The 15,707-nt window shown below is 37.5% G+C and carries 13 protein-coding genes and 1 other annotated feature; of the genes, 9 read left to right on the top strand and 4 right to left on the bottom strand.

The annotated features are described in order from the left end of the window. Positions 1 to 27 precede the first annotated feature (27 nt). Positions 28 to 1,596, top strand: coding sequence for an amidohydrolase (locus C406_RS0107460; protein WP_017379985.1), 1,569 nt, complete (start codon positions 28 to 30; stop codon positions 1,594 to 1,596). 268 nt (positions 1,597 to 1,864) lie between these two features. Here C406_RS0107460 and C406_RS0107455 read toward each other — a convergent pair whose 3' ends face one another. From C406_RS0107455 to C406_RS0107445, 3 genes are all read right to left on the bottom strand, one after another. Beyond that, on the bottom strand, positions 1,865 to 2,401 hold the full coding sequence (locus C406_RS0107455) for an isoprenylcysteine carboxyl methyltransferase family protein (protein ID WP_017379984.1): 537 nt from the start codon (positions 2,399 to 2,401) through the stop codon (positions 1,865 to 1,867). Next, entirely contained in the window at positions 2,392 to 3,471 is a 1,080-nt protein-coding gene (locus C406_RS0107450; protein ID WP_017379983.1) for a type III polyketide synthase, read from the bottom strand. Before C406_RS0107450 ends, C406_RS0107455 begins: the two co-directional genes overlap by 10 nt. Positions 3,472 to 3,580: 109 nt before the next feature. Further along, positions 3,581 to 4,138: a tRNA (mnm(5)s(2)U34)-methyltransferase gene (locus C406_RS0107445; RefSeq protein ID WP_017379982.1), complete on the bottom strand. Its 558-nt coding sequence runs from the start codon at positions 4,136 to 4,138 to the stop codon at positions 3,581 to 3,583. A gap of 156 nt (positions 4,139 to 4,294) precedes the next feature. Between C406_RS0107445 and C406_RS0107440 the strand changes: the two genes are divergently transcribed. The 7 genes from C406_RS0107440 (at position 4,295) to C406_RS20690 (ending at position 12,396) form a co-directional block, all read left to right on the top strand. Then, the gene (locus tag C406_RS0107440; protein WP_017379981.1) at positions 4,295 to 5,635 is read left to right on the top strand and encodes a sigma-54 interaction domain-containing protein; all 1,341 of its coding nucleotides are present in this window, start codon (positions 4,295 to 4,297) and stop codon (positions 5,633 to 5,635) included. A gap of 233 nt (positions 5,636 to 5,868) precedes the next feature. Then, the gene (locus C406_RS0107435; RefSeq protein ID WP_017379980.1) at positions 5,869 to 6,558 is read left to right on the top strand and encodes a CoA transferase subunit A; all 690 of its coding nucleotides are present in this window, start codon (positions 5,869 to 5,871) and stop codon (positions 6,556 to 6,558) included. A gap of 20 nt (positions 6,559 to 6,578) precedes the next feature. Beyond that, positions 6,579 to 7,241, top strand: a complete 663-nt coding sequence (locus C406_RS0107430; RefSeq protein WP_017379979.1) for a 3-oxoacid CoA-transferase subunit B — start codon at positions 6,579 to 6,581, stop codon at positions 7,239 to 7,241. 49 nt (positions 7,242 to 7,290) lie between these two features. Next, positions 7,291 to 8,613 (top strand): GntT/GntP/DsdX family permease, encoded by a 1,323-nt coding sequence (locus C406_RS0107425; protein WP_026045636.1) that lies wholly within the window; start codon positions 7,291 to 7,293, stop codon positions 8,611 to 8,613. 52 nt (positions 8,614 to 8,665) lie between these two features. Beyond that, a complete protein-coding gene (locus C406_RS0107420) occupies positions 8,666 to 9,433 on the top strand; it encodes a 3-hydroxybutyrate dehydrogenase (protein WP_017379977.1) in 768 nt (255 codons plus the stop codon). 44 nt (positions 9,434 to 9,477) lie between these two features. After that, positions 9,478 to 9,695, top strand: a binding site (T-box leader). 119 nt (positions 9,696 to 9,814) lie between these two features. Continuing rightward, on the top strand, positions 9,815 to 12,229 hold the full coding sequence (leuS, locus tag C406_RS0107415; protein ID WP_017379976.1) for a leucine--tRNA ligase: 2,415 nt from the start codon (positions 9,815 to 9,817) through the stop codon (positions 12,227 to 12,229). After that, positions 12,229 to 12,396 carry a hypothetical protein gene (locus C406_RS20690; RefSeq protein ID WP_017379975.1) on the top strand — a complete coding sequence of 56 codons (168 nt, stop codon included), beginning with the start codon at positions 12,229 to 12,231 and terminating at the stop codon, positions 12,394 to 12,396. Before leuS ends, C406_RS20690 begins: the two co-directional genes overlap by 1 nt. A 299-nt stretch (positions 12,397 to 12,695) precedes the next feature. Here the strand turns inward: C406_RS20690 and C406_RS19400 are convergent, their stop codons facing one another. Next, positions 12,696 to 13,982: an NAD(P)/FAD-dependent oxidoreductase gene (locus C406_RS19400; protein WP_017379974.1), complete on the bottom strand. Its 1,287-nt coding sequence runs from the start codon at positions 13,980 to 13,982 to the stop codon at positions 12,696 to 12,698. Between the two features lie 109 nt (positions 13,983 to 14,091). Between C406_RS19400 and C406_RS0107400 the strand changes: the two genes are divergently transcribed. Then, on the top strand, positions 14,092 to 15,702 hold the full coding sequence (locus C406_RS0107400) for a putative polysaccharide biosynthesis protein (protein ID WP_017379973.1): 1,611 nt from the start codon (positions 14,092 to 14,094) through the stop codon (positions 15,700 to 15,702). Positions 15,703 to 15,707 lie beyond the last annotated feature (5 nt).

The raw sequence follows: 15,707 nt of genomic DNA, 5'->3' as shown, positions 1-15,707 counted from the left end.
TATTCTTAAAGAAAGAGGGGTGCTAACATGACAAAAATTTGTTTTCATCATGCAACGTTTTATACGATGAAAAATTCAGTCGATACAATAGAAGCCATATTAGTGGAAAATGGGAAAATAATTAAAATTGGTTTATTTGAAGATATAAAGAATCTTGCTGAGGAATTGGTCGATTTAGAGGGTTCGTTTGTCTATCCTGGATTTGTTGATAGCCATATACATATGATTGGACATGGAGATAAATTGCGGTACATCGATCTTTCTACTTACACCTCTTCATTAGAAATGACTAAAGATTTGCAAAAACTTTTGAAGCAACATCCAAGTGGCGAATGGTTTGTTGCGGAAGGTTGGAATGAAAACAATTTTGCAGATAAAAAAATACTTTCTCGTTATGATTTAGATAAGTTGTCAACGAGCCCACTTATGTTAAAAAGAGTTTGCCGTCATGCTGTAATTGTAAATTCAGCTGCACTTGAGATTGCAGGAATCACAAAGGATACTCCTGATCCAAATGATGGTGTCATTGTAAGAGATGAGATGGGCGAACCAACAGGTTATTTGCTAGATGGAGCAAAAGCATTTGTTGAAAAGCACGTTCCAGAAGTGTCCATCACACAATTGGTTCTTTCATTAGAGGCTGCAGTAGATGATTTAGTATCACGTGGGTTTACTGGAGTTCATACTGAGGACATGAGTTATTACGGAGATTATCCAAAACCACTTCAAGCCTTTAAACAAGTTATTGGGAATGGACGAAAATTCCGTGTAAATTTGTTGCGTCACCATACAGTGATTGACAAAATGATGGAAGAAGCGACATACGACGAGCCATGGATTGAACCCGGTGCCATGAAAATATTTATAGATGGCGCTCTTGGTGGACGTACAGCGCTGCTTAGTAAACCGTATGCGGATGACCCGACAACTCATGGTGTGTCAATTCATTCACAAGATGAATTAAATATGCTTGTAGCAAAAGCGCGATCTTACGGACAAGCGGTAGCGGTTCATGCAATAGGTGACTTAGGCATGGAAATGATTATATTGGCTATTGAAAAACATCCTGTTCCATTAGGGAAACGAGATCGTTTAATTCATGCCAATGTATTGCGTGAAGATTTAGTTACACGCTTGCAAAAACTAGATATCGTTTTGGATATTCAGCCTAGTTTTGTGTCTTCAGACTTCCCATGGGTTAAAGAGCGATTAGGAGAAGTTCGACTTGACTGGGCATACGCATGGAAAAAGTTAATAAAGCGCGGAATTATATGCAGTGGTGGGTCAGACTCGCCAATTGAAGAAGTAGATGTACGTCTAGGTCTATACGCAGCGATTGCAAGGAAAAAACCGGGAGAAACTCACGATGGCTATCAGCCTGAAGAAAAACTTAGTCGTTATGAAGCAATTGCTTTATACACAATTGGTAGTGCACAAGCCATTAGCAAAGAACACCAACGAGGCTATATTGATATCAATTTTGATGCAGATTTAACCGTCTTTGATCGCGACTTATTTATTGGACCAGATGAACAAGTACTAGAAGCACAAGTAATGAAAACAATTATTGCTGGCGATATTGTTTTTGAAAAATAATAATGTGAGTCCATCACACTTAAGCGAATCGATAATACCAAAAAGCAAGTAGCTAAATGCTACTTGCTTTTTCACTTGGCAATAGGACACATGTTTAAATGGTGAAAAATAGTTTAAGTCGAATAAAACATTGATGAAGCGGATTAAATCGAATAAAACTGTTGTGAAGCGGAAGCAACCTGGGTCGAAGCCGATTAAATGAAAGATCAACTCCTAATCGTGTAGTTCCAAAAGCTAAAACATAAAAATGGACAAAAATTCATCTTAATTAAAACACTTGCTTATAATCAGTCACTTCACGCAATGCCGCTTCTTCAATTGGAATACGTATGCTCAAAATAATTAAATTAAATAAAGTAAACACCAGTGCCGTAAAATAGGCTCCAAACATTAATGGGATAATAAAAATTTCACAGGATACGACAACGTAATTAGGATGTTTAATGAGTCGGAATGGTCCTTTATTAACCACATGAGCACCTGGTAAAACGATGATTTTCGTATTCCAAAATCTACCTAGAGAAGAAATAACCCACACTCTCATCATTTGCAGGCCTAAAAAAATGACGAAGAATAGCAAGAAATTAGCCGATAGACTTCGCCCGAAAATGACAAACTCAAAGATTAAACTAATAAAAAACCCAACATGTATAGCCACCATAAACGGATAGTGACTGGCACCGACTTCATAGGCACCTTGCGAACGCATCCATACTTCATTATTTCGAGCGACAAATAGTTCAACAATTCTTTGAACGATGACAAACCCTATTACGCTTAAGAAAACAATCATTTCTACTGCCATTCAAGTAACACCAGCTCACCACTAAATCCTGGACCTAGAGCTGTTAATAATCCTTTTTCTCCAGGAGAACAATCCAACTTCATAAAACCTTCTAATACATAAAGAACTGTTGGGGAGGACATATTGCCATGTTTTTTTAAAATATCTCTTGAAATAGCTGTTTTTGAAGAGTCGAATCCAAGTGCTTTCTCGTAAGCAGATAATACTTTTTTTCCTCCTGGATGTGCAATGAAATGGTCAATTTGACTCGAAGTTAGATGATGCTCCGATAAAAACTCTGTAACAAAGGGCTCAAGCCACTTTTCTATGATGGAAGGAATGCTTTTAGAAAAAATTACATGCAGACCATCATTTTTTATATCCCACCCCATGACATTTTCTGAATTGGCCATGATTTTAGAAGAAGTTGCAATAAATGCTGGACAATTTTTCTTAGAAACTATCTCGACTTCATTCCCACAAACTAAGGCACATGCTGCACCATCAGCAAATAAAGAAGCACCAATTAAATTACTTTTGGTAAAGTCATTGGGTTGGAATGTTAAACTACATAACTCCACACATAACACGAGCACCTTCGCCTTAGGATGGGCTAAACAATAATCATTTGCTCGACTTAAAGCAGAAGCACCACCAGCGCAGCCCAACCCCCAAATAGGAATCCGTTTAATAGAATCAGAAAAAGGGAGTTCGTTAATAATACGTGCATCAATGCTAGGTGTAGAAAATCCTGTACTCGAGATAAAGAAAATGGCGTCAATTTCAGAAGGATGAACAGAATCAACCAAAAATTCTTTGTTTTGAAGGCAAGCATTAATGGCCAATACTCCGTAAGAAGTTGCTAACTCTATATACAATCGATTGCGTTCTTCTAAATCATGGGAATGTTCAAACCATTCAATTGGCACGCAAAATTGACGGGATTCAATTTCCCCATTTTCAAAAACTTTGAGCATCCGATCTAAATCTGGGTAATGGTCAGTAAATAAATGCTTTAATAAAGTGGATGCGTCTTGTTGAGAGTAATTATAAGAAGGAAGAAAAGAATTGACAGATTGAATTTTTGGCATATGGCTCTCCTTGTAAAAAGATGATACTCCTAGTTTTTCCACTTTTCATAAGGATATTCAAAAAAACCTAAAGGAAGCTAAATAAATAGCTTACTTTAGGTTTTCATTGTTATTTTATTTTTTCAATTGCCAAAACAAATGGCGGATGGTTTTGTTGATTAATAAATTCGTATTTTAATACATTTACATAGGATTGAGGGAGACTTTGTAAATAGTCAATTAATGCATCTCTCTCATCATCTCCACCCTCATGACCGTGATAAACAACCAGCACAACCAGTCCACCAACTTTTATTAACTTGAGACAACTTTTAATGGCAGTAATAGTCGTTTTAGATTGAGTAATGATCGAATGGTCTGCGCCAGGCAAATAGCCGAGATTAAAAACTGCAGCTGAAATTTCTTTTGTAACATATTGGGCTATCAATTCATGACCCGCATGGATAACAGTTGCATGAGCTCTCATTTCGCCTAAACGTAAAAGTGTCGCATCAATGGCTGTTTTTTGAACATCAAAGGCGTAAACATGCCCTGTAGTGCCCACTAATTGCGAAAGGAAGAGTGTATCATGCCCATTGCCAGCTGTAGCGTCAATCACGGTATCACCTGGAGAAATTGTCCTTTTTAATAATGTCTTTACAAATGGTAGAACTCGTTCGAGTTTCATTAAACTTACACCTTACCTTTATCGTATTTCCTTGCGAATTTCACTTAAAAGTACTTTTCTATTAAGCAATTCTAGCATAATTTAATTCAATTTTTGCATAATTACGTATAGTTTGGGAAAATAGAAAAGAACGAATCGCAAAGGAGGGGTGAGAAAATGAATTCTGTATTTCAACATTTACCAGAGTCTGTCCTTACACAAATACTTGAAAATGCATTTCAATGGTTTGTTGTGGTCGATAAAGATGCTCGTATTCTATATATTAATGAAGATTACTGTGAATTTTTAGAAGTTTCGCGAACTCAAGCAATTGGTCAACCCGTAGAAGAAGTTATAGAAAATACTAAAATGCACGAAGTTATTAAATCTGGATTAGCCGATGTAGCATCCCCACATTACATTAAGGGGACATATATGCTTGCGAATCGCGTGCCATTAATAGTAGATGGAGAGATTGTTGGTGCTTTTGGAAGCGTCGTTTTTCGTGATATGACTGATTGGAAAAAATTAAGTTCTCATGTAAGGACGACTATGGATAAAATTCAAATGACTTCAGATAATTCTGAACCCAAATCCTATTTAGAAGATATAAAAGGAAGCTCTAAAGCGATTCGCTCGATAAAGGAAACGATTCAAATGATTGCACCAAGTGATTTGTCCGTCTTAATTGAAGGAGAAAGTGGAACAGGAAAAGAGCTATTTGCACAAAGTATCCATGAACAATCCGATCGAACAGATTTGCCCTTTGTGAAAATTAATTGTGCAGCTATCCCAGCTGAATTACTAGAAGAAGAGATTTTTGGTAGTTATGATGAATCCAAAAATATACTTCGAAAAGGTCGTTTTGAATTAGCCGATAAAGGTACTTTGTTTATTGACGAAATTGGTGCCATGCCACTCACCATTCAAGCGAAGCTACTTCGTGCTATTCAAGAAGGAGAGATTGAACCAATTGGCTCACATATCTCTACTCAAGTAAGTGTACGTATACTTGCAGCCACTAATCGACCAATTGAACACTTAATTGAACAAGGCAAATTCCGCGAAGATTTGTACTATCGTATCCAAACCATTACGCTTCGCATCCCCCCGTTGCGAGAACGAATGGAAGACTTTACAGAACTAGCGAATACATTTTTACAGCAATATATATTAAAAGCAGGAAAACGTAGGCTAGTACTCGCTAGCAAAACCAGAGAGTACTTACAAAGTTATCATTGGCCAGGGAATGTTCGAGAACTACAAAATGTAATACAAGCAGCTGTTTATTTAGCCGAAGATGAAATAATTGAGCCTTCAGTTTTACCAGAACAATTAAAGCTAGCAAGGAGAAAGTCTCTTAATCAATTTGTGAATTTACAAGATGCGATTGAGGACCTGGAACGTACAATGATTCAAGAATTACTAGTAGATGAAAAAGATAAGAGAGTAATTGCTAAACAATTAGGTCTTAGTCGTTCGACATTATATGAAAAAATAAAAAAACACAACTTATGACCTAATTCCGAAAAAGCGGACTAGTTTCCAGAATTCCGGACTAAAATTATTGTGATAAAATGTGGTATTATTAAATTTTTTAAATAATATCCGATATTTCGGACTGGAAAGTAGTAAGTTTCGACAAAAAGTTGTCACAAGTGCTATTGCGTGAATATTCCGCATCTGTTTTAATAACTAATGAAAGCGCTTTTTCACAAAAATTCAACTAATTCTTGTAAGGAGGAAACCTGATGAAGCCAATTTATTCTTCTGCAGAAGAGGCTGTACAACAAATTCAAGATGGCATGACTTTAATGGTAGGTGGTTTCGGCTTAGTAGGAATACCAGAAAAAATGATTATTGCACTTGTCGATAAAGGAGTAAAAGATTTAACAATCATTTCAAATAACTGTGGTGTAGATGACTGGGGTCTCGGTCTTTTATTGAAAAATAGACAAATCAAAAAAATGATTGGTTCATATGTTGGTGAAAATAAAGAATTTGAACGTCAAGTATTATCTGGTGAGATTGAAGTGGAGTTGACGCCACAAGGTACTTTAGCAGAAAAAATTCGTGCAGGTGGTGCTGGTATTCCCGCATTCTTTACACCGGCAGGCGTTGGAACAATAATAGCTGAAGGAAAAGAAATTCGTGAGTATGATGGCAAAGAATATGTACTTGAAGAAGCGTTACGTGCTGATTTTGCTCTTGTACGTGCAGCGAAAGCTGATAAGTTTGGTAATCTTGTCTATAACAAAACAGCTCAGAACTTTAATCCGATGATGGCAGCTGCAGGGAAATTCACAATTGCAGAAGTAGAAGAAATTGTGGAAACGGGCGACTTGGATCCTCACTCCATTCATACACCAAGCATTTATGTGCAAGGACTACTACAAGCATCACAAGAAAAACGGATTGAACGTTTAACGACTCGTTCATAGGACAGGAGGAGACAAACAACATGGGAAAAGTGAATTCTAGAGAACGAATTGCTATTCGAGCTGAACAAGAAATTGAAGACGGGGATTATGTGAATTTAGGAATAGGGATGCCTACATTAATTGCTAACTATATTTCTCCTAATAAAACGGTTGTTCTTCAATCAGAAAATGGATTGCTAGGTATAGGACCATATCCTACAGAAAATGAAGTGGATCCAGATTTAATTAATGCAGGTAAAGAAACGGTGACTACCATTCCCGGTTCTGCATTTTTCACAAGTGCTGAATCATTTGCAATGATTCGCGGTGGCCACGTTGATGTTGCCATTCTAGGTGGTATGGAAGTTTCAGAGACTGGGGATCTTGCTAACTGGATGATTCCAGGGAAAATGATTAAAGGTATGGGCGGCGCAATGGACTTAGTACATGGTGCCAAGAAAATCATTGTCATTATGGATCATGTTTCCAAAGATGGTTCTGCCAAAATTAAAAAACAATGTGACTTACCGTTAACCGGTAAAGGCGTTGTAAACAAAATTATTACGGAACGTGGATTAATTGAAGTAACTTCAAGTGGTTTAGTTTTAAAAGAAGTTTTCGAAGGATTCTCTGTTCAAGACGTCATTGATTCTACAGAAGCTTCTCTAGATGTAACTAATGTAAAAGAAAATATTCAGTTGTAAATCGTCTTAATAAAATTTCGGGGGAAATTTGTTCATGGATACTAGTATTGTGTTAGGTATGATTGGTCTGATATTGGGTCTAGTTTTACTAATTGTATTAACATTGAAAGGTGTTAACATTCTAATTGGCGGTCCAATATCCGCTTTATTCGTTGCAGTCATGAGTGGGTTGCCGTTATTTCCTCAATTAGTTGAAGAAGGGGCACCAAACTTTGTGACAAGTTATATGACTGGTTTTACTTCTTTCATTTTAGCATGGTATTTAATGTTCTTACTTGGTGCTGTTTTTGGAAAAGTAATGGAAGACAGCGGAGCTGCTGACTCAGTGGCAAAATGGTTTGTTGGCAAATTGGGAATGAAGTTTGCAGTACTTGCAATTGTACTTGCATGTGCAGTGTTAACTTATGGTGGGGTAAGTTTGTTCGTCGTGGCATTCTCTGTTTATCCAATGGCAATCTCTTTATTCAAACAAGCGGACTTACCACGTCGTTTTATACCAGCGACATTAGCCCTTGGTTCCGTTACCTTCACAATGACTTCTGCAGGTTCTCCTGAAATTCAAAACTGGATTCCAATTCCATTTTTAGGGACTACACCTTATGCAGGCTGGGAAGTTAGTATAATTATTGCAATATTTATGGCAGTCTTTGGTTTTTGGTGGTTGAAGAAAATTATTTCAAAAGCAGTAAATAAAGGTGAACGTTTTGTCGATCGTAAAACAGATCCTACATTTGATGTATCACGTCCATTGCCAAATCCTTTCTTAGCGATGATTCCTTTGTTAGTAGTTCTTATAATTTCATTTATTTTCCATGACTCATTAAAACAATCAGCTTTAATAGTGGCGTTACTAGGTGGTATAATTGCAACCTTTATCGTTAGTTGGAAATATTTCAAAGCTCCTTGGGAAGCGGTTTCTGCAGGTACAGTAGGAGCAATTATAGCTATCGGTAACACGGCTGCAGTAGTTGGTTTTGGTGGAGTTGCAAAATCAGTTCCAGCATTTGGTGTTGCAGTTGAAGCCATGACAAACATTCCTGGTTCTCCACTAATCGGAGCAGCCATAGCGGTTTCAGTAATTGCAGGAATGACCGGATCTGCTTCTGGTGGGCAAGCTATTGCCTTACCTTTATTAGCTCCAGGCTATCTTGATGCAGGCGTTAACCCAGAAGCGTTACACCGCGTTGTGGCGATTTCATCTGGTGCACTTGATTCACTTCCACACAATGGTTATGTTGTTACGACCATCCACTCCATAGCTGGTGAAAAATACAGTCAAGCATATTGGGCTGTAGCAGCAACAACTGTTGTGACACCAGTAATCGGAGTTATTATAGCGATTATTTTATTCTCATTCGGTTTTGGAATTTAAGGATATTAATTCAGCCGCATATATGCGGCTGAATTTTTTGGAGGGACATATGATGGTAAAAGACAAAGTTTTATTCATTACAGGTGCAGCACAAGGAATTGGTTTTGAAATCGCACAAGAGTTTGCTCAAGCAGGTGCGAAAGTGGTGCTGACTGATTTGAATGAAGAAAAAGTAAAAGAAGCAGCAGATTCACTTGGATTCAATGCAATTGGTTTAAAATGCGACGTAACTATAGAATCTGATATTGTGAAATCAATTGAAGAAACGATTGCTCATTTTGGAAGACTCGATATTTTGATTAACAATGCGGGTATGCAACATGTAGCCATGTTAGAAGATTTTCCAACAGAACGTTTTGAATTACTAATAAAAATTATGTTAACTGCTCCATTTATAGCCACGAAAAATGTATTACCACAGATGAGAAAACAAGGATTTGGACGAATTATCAATATGGCATCCATTAATGGATTAGTAGGATTTGCTGGAAAAGCAGCTTATAACTCTGCAAAACACGGAGTCATCGGTTTAACGAAAGTTTCTGCACTTGAAACAGCTACTGCAGGTATTACAGTTAATGCTATTTGCCCAGGGTATGTAGACACGCCACTTGTACGTAATCAACTACAAGATCTTGCGACAACTCGAAAAGTTCCACTAGAATCTGTGCTCGAAGAAGTGATCTATCCACTCGTTCCTCAAAAGCGTTTGCTTGATGTGAAAGAAATTGCTGATTTAGCGATGTTCTTATCAAGTGAAGGCGCAAAAGGGATGACAGGGCAGGCAGTAGTTCTAGATGGTGGGTATACCGTTCAATAGCGCTTGTGCTTTCTGAAAACTTCGATTACAATAAAAAACAATAGTGTTAGGCTGTGAAGAGGATTAGTACATAATCTTGTGTTTACTAGAGAACCGGCGGGTGGTGTAAGTCGGTAACACAACTTATCGAACTCGCCTTGGAGTCTGCAGTGGTGAATTAGTAGTAACCGATGCCGTTTTCCGCGTTAAGGAAACAAGTTGAGCAATTCTTTGCTAATTTGGGTGGTACCGCGGGAGTATATGTATAACTCTCGTCCCTTAGTCTTTTGACTAATGGACGAGGGTTTTTTTATTTTTTCGAAAATCAGCAGAAGAAAAAACATTATATTTTACTATCATGGTATAAATATGTGTTTTTCTCATCAATGGGAGGAAAAAAGTATGAATTTTAATCATTTACACATTGAAAAGAAATGGCAAAAGCATTGGGCACAAAATAACACATTTAAAACGGGTGAAGATCCATCAAAACCGAAGTTTTATGCACTTGATATGTTCCCATTCCCATCAGGAGCAGGGTTGCATGTGGGACATCCAGAAGGCTATACTGCTACTGATATTTTAAGTCGTTTTAAGCGTATGCAAGGCTATAATGTACTACATCCGATGGGCTGGGATGCATTCGGCTTACCTGCAGAACAATATGCGCTGGATACGGGTAACGACCCTGCTGAATTTACAGCGAAAAACATCGCTACATTCAAACGTCAAATTCAAGAACTTGGATTTTCATATGATTGGGAACGAGAAGTTAATACAACTGATCCGTCTTATTACAAATGGACACAATGGATATTCTTGCAACTTCATAAAAATGGCTTAGCTTACATTGATGAAGTGGCTGTGAACTGGTGTCCTGCTCTTGGAACAGTTCTTGCAAATGAAGAAGTCATTGATGGCAAGTCAGAACGTGGCGGACATCCTGTTGAAAGACGTCCAATGAAGCAATGGATGTTAAAAATCACAGCGTATGCGGATCGCTTAATTGAAGATCTTGATGATTTGGATTGGCCAGAAAGTATTAAAGACATGCAGCGTAACTGGGTGGGTCGCTCAGAAGGTGCCGAACTGACATTTAAAGTGGAAGGTTCTGACCATGCGTTCAGAGGATTTACAACACGACCAGATACAATTTTTGGTGCTACCTATGCTGTGCTGGCACCGGAACATCCTTTAGTAAAAGACATTACAACTGAAGATAAACGTGAAGCAGTAGTAAGCTATATAGATTCTGTAAAGTTGAAAAGTGATTTGGAACGGACTGATTTAGCAAAATCAAAAACGGGTGTATTTACGGGTGCATACGCTTTAAATCCAGTAAATGGAGAGAAAATGCCAATTTGGATTGCTGATTATGTCTTAGCTACTTATGGTACTGGAGCAATCATGGCTGTTCCAGCTCATGATGATCGTGACTATGAATTTGCGAAGCAATTCGACCTTCCAATTGTTGAAGTTGTGGCAGGCGGAGATATTACAAAAGAAGCTTATGTTGGAGAAGGCAAACACATAAACTCTGATTTCCTAAATGGACTGGATAAAATACAAGCAATTGAAAAATCCATTGCTTGGTTTGAAGAAAACGGTACGGGCGAAAAGAAAGTGACGTATCGTCTGCGCGACTGGTTATTTAGCCGTCAACGTTACTGGGGAGAACCGATTCCGGTTATCCACTGGGAAGATGGCACAACTAAAGCAATTGATGAAGCTGACCTTCCACTAATTTTGCCGAAAGCAACAGATATAAAACCAAGTGGAACAGGCGAATCACCACTTGCCAAAATTGAAGATTGGGTCAATGTAGTAGATCCGAAAACAGGTATGAAAGGTCGTCGTGAGACCAATACGATGCCAAACTGGGCAGGGAGCTGTTGGTATTATCTTCGCTATCTAGATCCAACCAACGATAAAGCAATCGCGGATCCTGAATTAATAAAGCGTTGGTTACCAGTGGATATTTATATTGGTGGAGCAGAACATGCAGTACTTCATTTGTTGTACGCTCGATTCTGGCACAAGGTGCTGTATGACATTGGGGTTGTTCCGACCAAAGAACCATTCCAAAAACTATTCAACCAAGGCATGATTTTGGGAGAAAATAACGAAAAGATGTCTAAATCTAAAGGAAACGTAGTAAATCCTGACGACATCGTGGAAAGCCATGGGGCTGATACTCTTCGTTTATATGAAATGTTTATGGGTCCACTTGATGCATCCATTGCTTGGTCAGAAAATGGACTTGACGGTGCTCGTCGATTCTTAGACCGCATTTGGCGTTTGTTTATCAATGAAGACGGTTCAGTTAGTAGTAAAATTGTCAAAGCAAATGATGGGAAACTTGAAAAAGGGTATCATCAAACTGTTAAAAAAGTGACTGAAGACTATGAAGGTATTCGATTCAATACAGCAATTTCACAAATGATGGTATTTATTAATGAAGCATATAAAACGCCTCAAATTCCGATTGAATATGCAAAAGGATTTGTTCAATTATTAGCGCCACTTGTACCGCATATAGCTGAAGAGCTATGGGAAAAGCTTGGAGCAACTGAAACAATTTCTTATGAAACATGGCCTACATTTGATGAATCTAAATTAATTGAAAATGAAATTGAAATGGTCATTCAATTTAACGGGAAAATTCGTACCAAAATTGTAGTGAGTAAAGATCTTACGAAAGCAGAGTTGGAAAAAGTAGTGTTGGAAGATGCACAAGTAATTGAAATTCTTGATGGTAAAGACATTAAAAAACTAATTGCAATCCCAGGTAAGTTAGTTAATATCGTGGTCGGCTAATGGAACCAATACTTTTTGTGATTTTACTTGTAATACTCGCATTTTCATGGAAACTTTTCACGATTTTACGTCACCCAGAAATATCAAGACCCAATAAACGAATGGCAATTAGTGTCTTTGTCATTTCATTGATTTCATTTGCTATTGCCTTTTATTTTGCTGGGTAACATCCGACCAAAAGATCTAAATAAGCGAGAGGTGGCCAATGCCATCTCTCGCTTATTTGAATTCAGGTAACTAAGAGAAAAGAGACATGACTATCAAAATTGACCTCTCACATTCGATTAAGACGGACGCGAATACGCCACAAGATTCCCTATACGAAAGACGCCTAATAAAGTGACAACATCACTTTATTAGGCGTCTTTTATTCTAGTGGCTATGATGCAGCAGGTTGGGATCCAAAGCGACCCGGATACTCAAGTCGAAACTGTATGGAAAATTAAAGATATGCAGTCATCTTATTTCAATACTCAACTGGTTCAAAAGGAATGTTTTTTGCATATAGAGCAGCACTCATGCCTGCAATTTTCCCTGTTACGAGTGCGGATGTAATATTGTATCCACCAGTATAGCCGTGAATATCTAAGATTTCTCCACAGAAATACAAGCCTGGTTTTTTCTTAGAAGCCATTGTTTTTGGTTCAATTTCTTTAATAGACACTCCGCCACCGGTGACAAATGCTTTTTCAATCGGTTGTGTTCCATTTACTTTCATCGTAAATGATGTCAATAAGACTGCCAAATCACGAACTCTTTCGTTTGACAGATTAGCGCCAATTTCATTTGGTTCTATCCCAGCACGATTAAGTAAAAATAATAACCAACGTTCTGGTGCGATCCCTTTCCAAACATTTTTAAGTGATTTTTTCGCATCTTCTTTCATTAACTTAAATAATAGTTGAAAAGCAGATTCTGCATTTTCATTTGGCAAGGCGTTAATCACCATATCAACAGGTAATTCTCCATTTTTCATTCGTTCTTTCACTACATACTGACTGCAACGTAAAATGGCAGGACCACTTAAACCAAAATGGGTAAATAACATGTCCATTTGATGTGTAATTAGTACTTTTCCTTTTTTATTTAAAACAGATACGGCTACATCACGAAGCGCCAAACCTTGAAGTTCCTTTGAACGTATAAACTGTTCATCTGACAACAAAGGAACTTCAGTCGGATACAATTTAGTGACTGTATGTCCTGCGCGTTCCGCCCAAGGATACCCGTCGCCAGTAGAGCCGGTTTGTGGAACAGCTTTCCCACCAACCGCTAGAACAACTGACTTACTCAGTAATTCTTCACCATTTTTTAAGCGCACTCCTTGAATTTGCTCATCATTCATTAGGAGCTTTGCAACTGGTCTTTCGAAGAGAACATCTACGTGTAGCTTTTCCAATTGTCGAACTAACGTATCTACTACGTCTTGTGCACGATTTGAAACAGGGAACATACGACCATGGTCTTCTTCTTTTAATTCGACACCAAGACCTTCAAAGAAGGTAATAATATCTTCGTTGTTAAAAACGGAGAAGGGACTATATAAAAATCGACCATTTCCGGGAATATGTTTAACGATTTCTTCTTGAGTTAACCGATTTGTTACATTGCATCGTCCACCACCGGAAATGGCTAATTTTTTCCCGAGTTTTTTCCCTTTTTCAAGAAGTAACACTTTCTTTCCAATTTCACCTGCAGCAATGGCTGCCATTAAACCGGAGGGACCGCCTCCGACAATTATCACATCATACATATGTCTAAACACACTTTCTCTTTTTTCTCTATTATAAACTATTTGTGGTTTTGATGTCCTAGGGGTAGAATATCTTGTAGGTTAAAATATTTAAGTCAGGAAGTTAAACATGTCAAATAATTTTTTAAAAGGAACTGCTATTCTAACACTTGGATTATTTCTGTCAAAAATATTAGGGGTTATTTATATCATCCCATTCTATTCGATGGTCGGAGAAGATTATATTGGTCTATATCAATACGCATATATTCCGTACAACTTGATGTTAGCCGTTGCCATTTCAGGAGCTCCTTTGGCTTTCTCGAAATATGTTTCTAAATATAATTCTTTAGGAGACTATCAGACTGGTAGACGACTTTTGAAGTCTGGACTTTTCGCAATGATAGTCACTGGATTTATTTCATTTCTATTCTTATATTTCTTTGCTGAACCATTGGCAAAGATATTCATTAGTGAGAAGGAGAAAATATTTACGGTTGCTGATGTGGCAGATGTCATTCGATGGGTGAGCTTTGCTCTAATTGTTGTACCTTTCATGAGTTTAATAAGAGGGTTTTTCCAAGGGTATAGTTTTATGATGCCTACGGCTGTCTCTCAATTGATTGAACAAATCGTGCGTATTTTATTTCTATTAGCTGGGGCTTACCTAGTATTAACCATCTTTAATGGGACACTTAAATTAGCGATTCAAGTAGCTGTATTATCTGCTTTTATTGGTGCACTTGGTGGGCTTGTTGTCCTTTATTATTACTGGCGTAAAAAGAAACCAGAATATAATCTATTACTACAGGGGTCTACCACTTCACACGATGTTAAATTGACTGATATGTATAAAGAGATTCTTGTTTATGCAGTCCCAGTTGTCTTTTTAGGTGTAGCCAATCCATTGTTTCAATTTGTTGATTTACTGACATTTAATCGAGCAATGATTGACTCGGAACAAGCAGCTAAATCAAGTGTTTATCTAAGTATATTGAATATGCAATCTCATAAATTGGTGATGATTCCTGTTATGCTTGCTACGGGGTTTTCAATGGCTTTAATTCCATTGGTTACTAAATACTTTACACTTAATGAACATAAACAATTGTCTAACACTTTGGATAAAACCTTCCAAATGCTTTGCTTTTTAACACTTCCTGTAGTAATTGGAATGACGGTTTTAGCAGGCGAATTATATCACTTATTTTATGAACAAAGTTTAATAGGTTCAGATATTCTTGCTCATTATTTACCAGTTGCGATTCTGTTTAGTTTATTCCCAGTAACTGCTGCAATTTTACAAGGAATCAATCAGCAGAAATGGATTATACTAAACTTACTCATTGGGTTATTGATTAAATTAGCGTTAAATACACCACTAATTGGCATGTGGGAAACAAATGGAGCTATTGCTGCGACGATCATTGGTTATAGTGTCGCAATTTTTATGAATTTTGCGGTTTTAGTTATCACCCAAAATTATCGTTCTAAGCTATTAGTTCGAAGAATTTTACTGATTACAATGATCAATGTAGTGATGCTAATTGTAGTTATAATTGCTCATATGTTATTGCTTCAAATTATGCCAGCAGAATCCAAATTCGGAGCCCTGCTTATTATTTTGATAGTGGGTACTATCGGCGGATTAGTTTATGGTGCAATTGGAATTCGTTTAGGGATCGCACAAAAGTTGTTTGGCGAGCGTTTAACGAAATACACGAAAAAATTCGGTCTTTAAGGTGG

It is taken from the genome of Paenisporosarcina sp. TG-14 (assembly GCF_000297555.1).
GTDB lineage: Bacteria > Bacillota > Bacilli > Bacillales_A > Planococcaceae > Paenisporosarcina > Paenisporosarcina antarctica.
This window is presented reverse-complemented; position numbering and strand designations above follow the sequence as displayed.

What these genes read in the sequence shown, in the direction of transcription:
- C406_RS0107460 (WP_017379985.1), top strand. Translation starts at nt 28, where the DNA reads ATGACAAAAATTTGTTTTCATCATGCAACGTTTTATACGATGAAAAAT.
- C406_RS0107455 (WP_017379984.1), bottom strand. Translation starts at nt 2,401, where the DNA reads ATGGCAGTAGAAATGATTGTTTTCTTAAGCGTAATAGGGTTTGTCATC.
- C406_RS0107450 (WP_017379983.1), bottom strand. Translation starts at nt 3,471, where the DNA reads ATGCCAAAAATTCAATCTGTCAATTCTTTTCTTCCTTCTTATAATTAC.
- C406_RS0107445 (WP_017379982.1), bottom strand. Translation starts at nt 4,138, where the DNA reads ATGAAACTCGAACGAGTTCTACCATTTGTAAAGACATTATTAAAAAGG.
- C406_RS0107440 (WP_017379981.1), top strand. Translation starts at nt 4,295, where the DNA reads ATGAATTCTGTATTTCAACATTTACCAGAGTCTGTCCTTACACAAATA.
- C406_RS0107435 (WP_017379980.1), top strand. Translation starts at nt 5,869, where the DNA reads ATGAAGCCAATTTATTCTTCTGCAGAAGAGGCTGTACAACAAATTCAA.
- C406_RS0107430 (WP_017379979.1), top strand. Translation starts at nt 6,579, where the DNA reads ATGGGAAAAGTGAATTCTAGAGAACGAATTGCTATTCGAGCTGAACAA.
- C406_RS0107420 (WP_017379977.1), top strand. Translation starts at nt 8,666, where the DNA reads ATGGTAAAAGACAAAGTTTTATTCATTACAGGTGCAGCACAAGGAATT.
- leuS (WP_017379976.1), top strand. Translation starts at nt 9,815, where the DNA reads ATGAATTTTAATCATTTACACATTGAAAAGAAATGGCAAAAGCATTGG.
- C406_RS20690 (WP_017379975.1), top strand. Translation starts at nt 12,229, where the DNA reads ATGGAACCAATACTTTTTGTGATTTTACTTGTAATACTCGCATTTTCA.
- C406_RS19400 (WP_017379974.1), bottom strand. Translation starts at nt 13,982, where the DNA reads ATGTATGATGTGATAATTGTCGGAGGCGGTCCCTCCGGTTTAATGGCA.
- C406_RS0107400 (WP_017379973.1), top strand. Translation starts at nt 14,092, where the DNA reads ATGTCAAATAATTTTTTAAAAGGAACTGCTATTCTAACACTTGGATTA.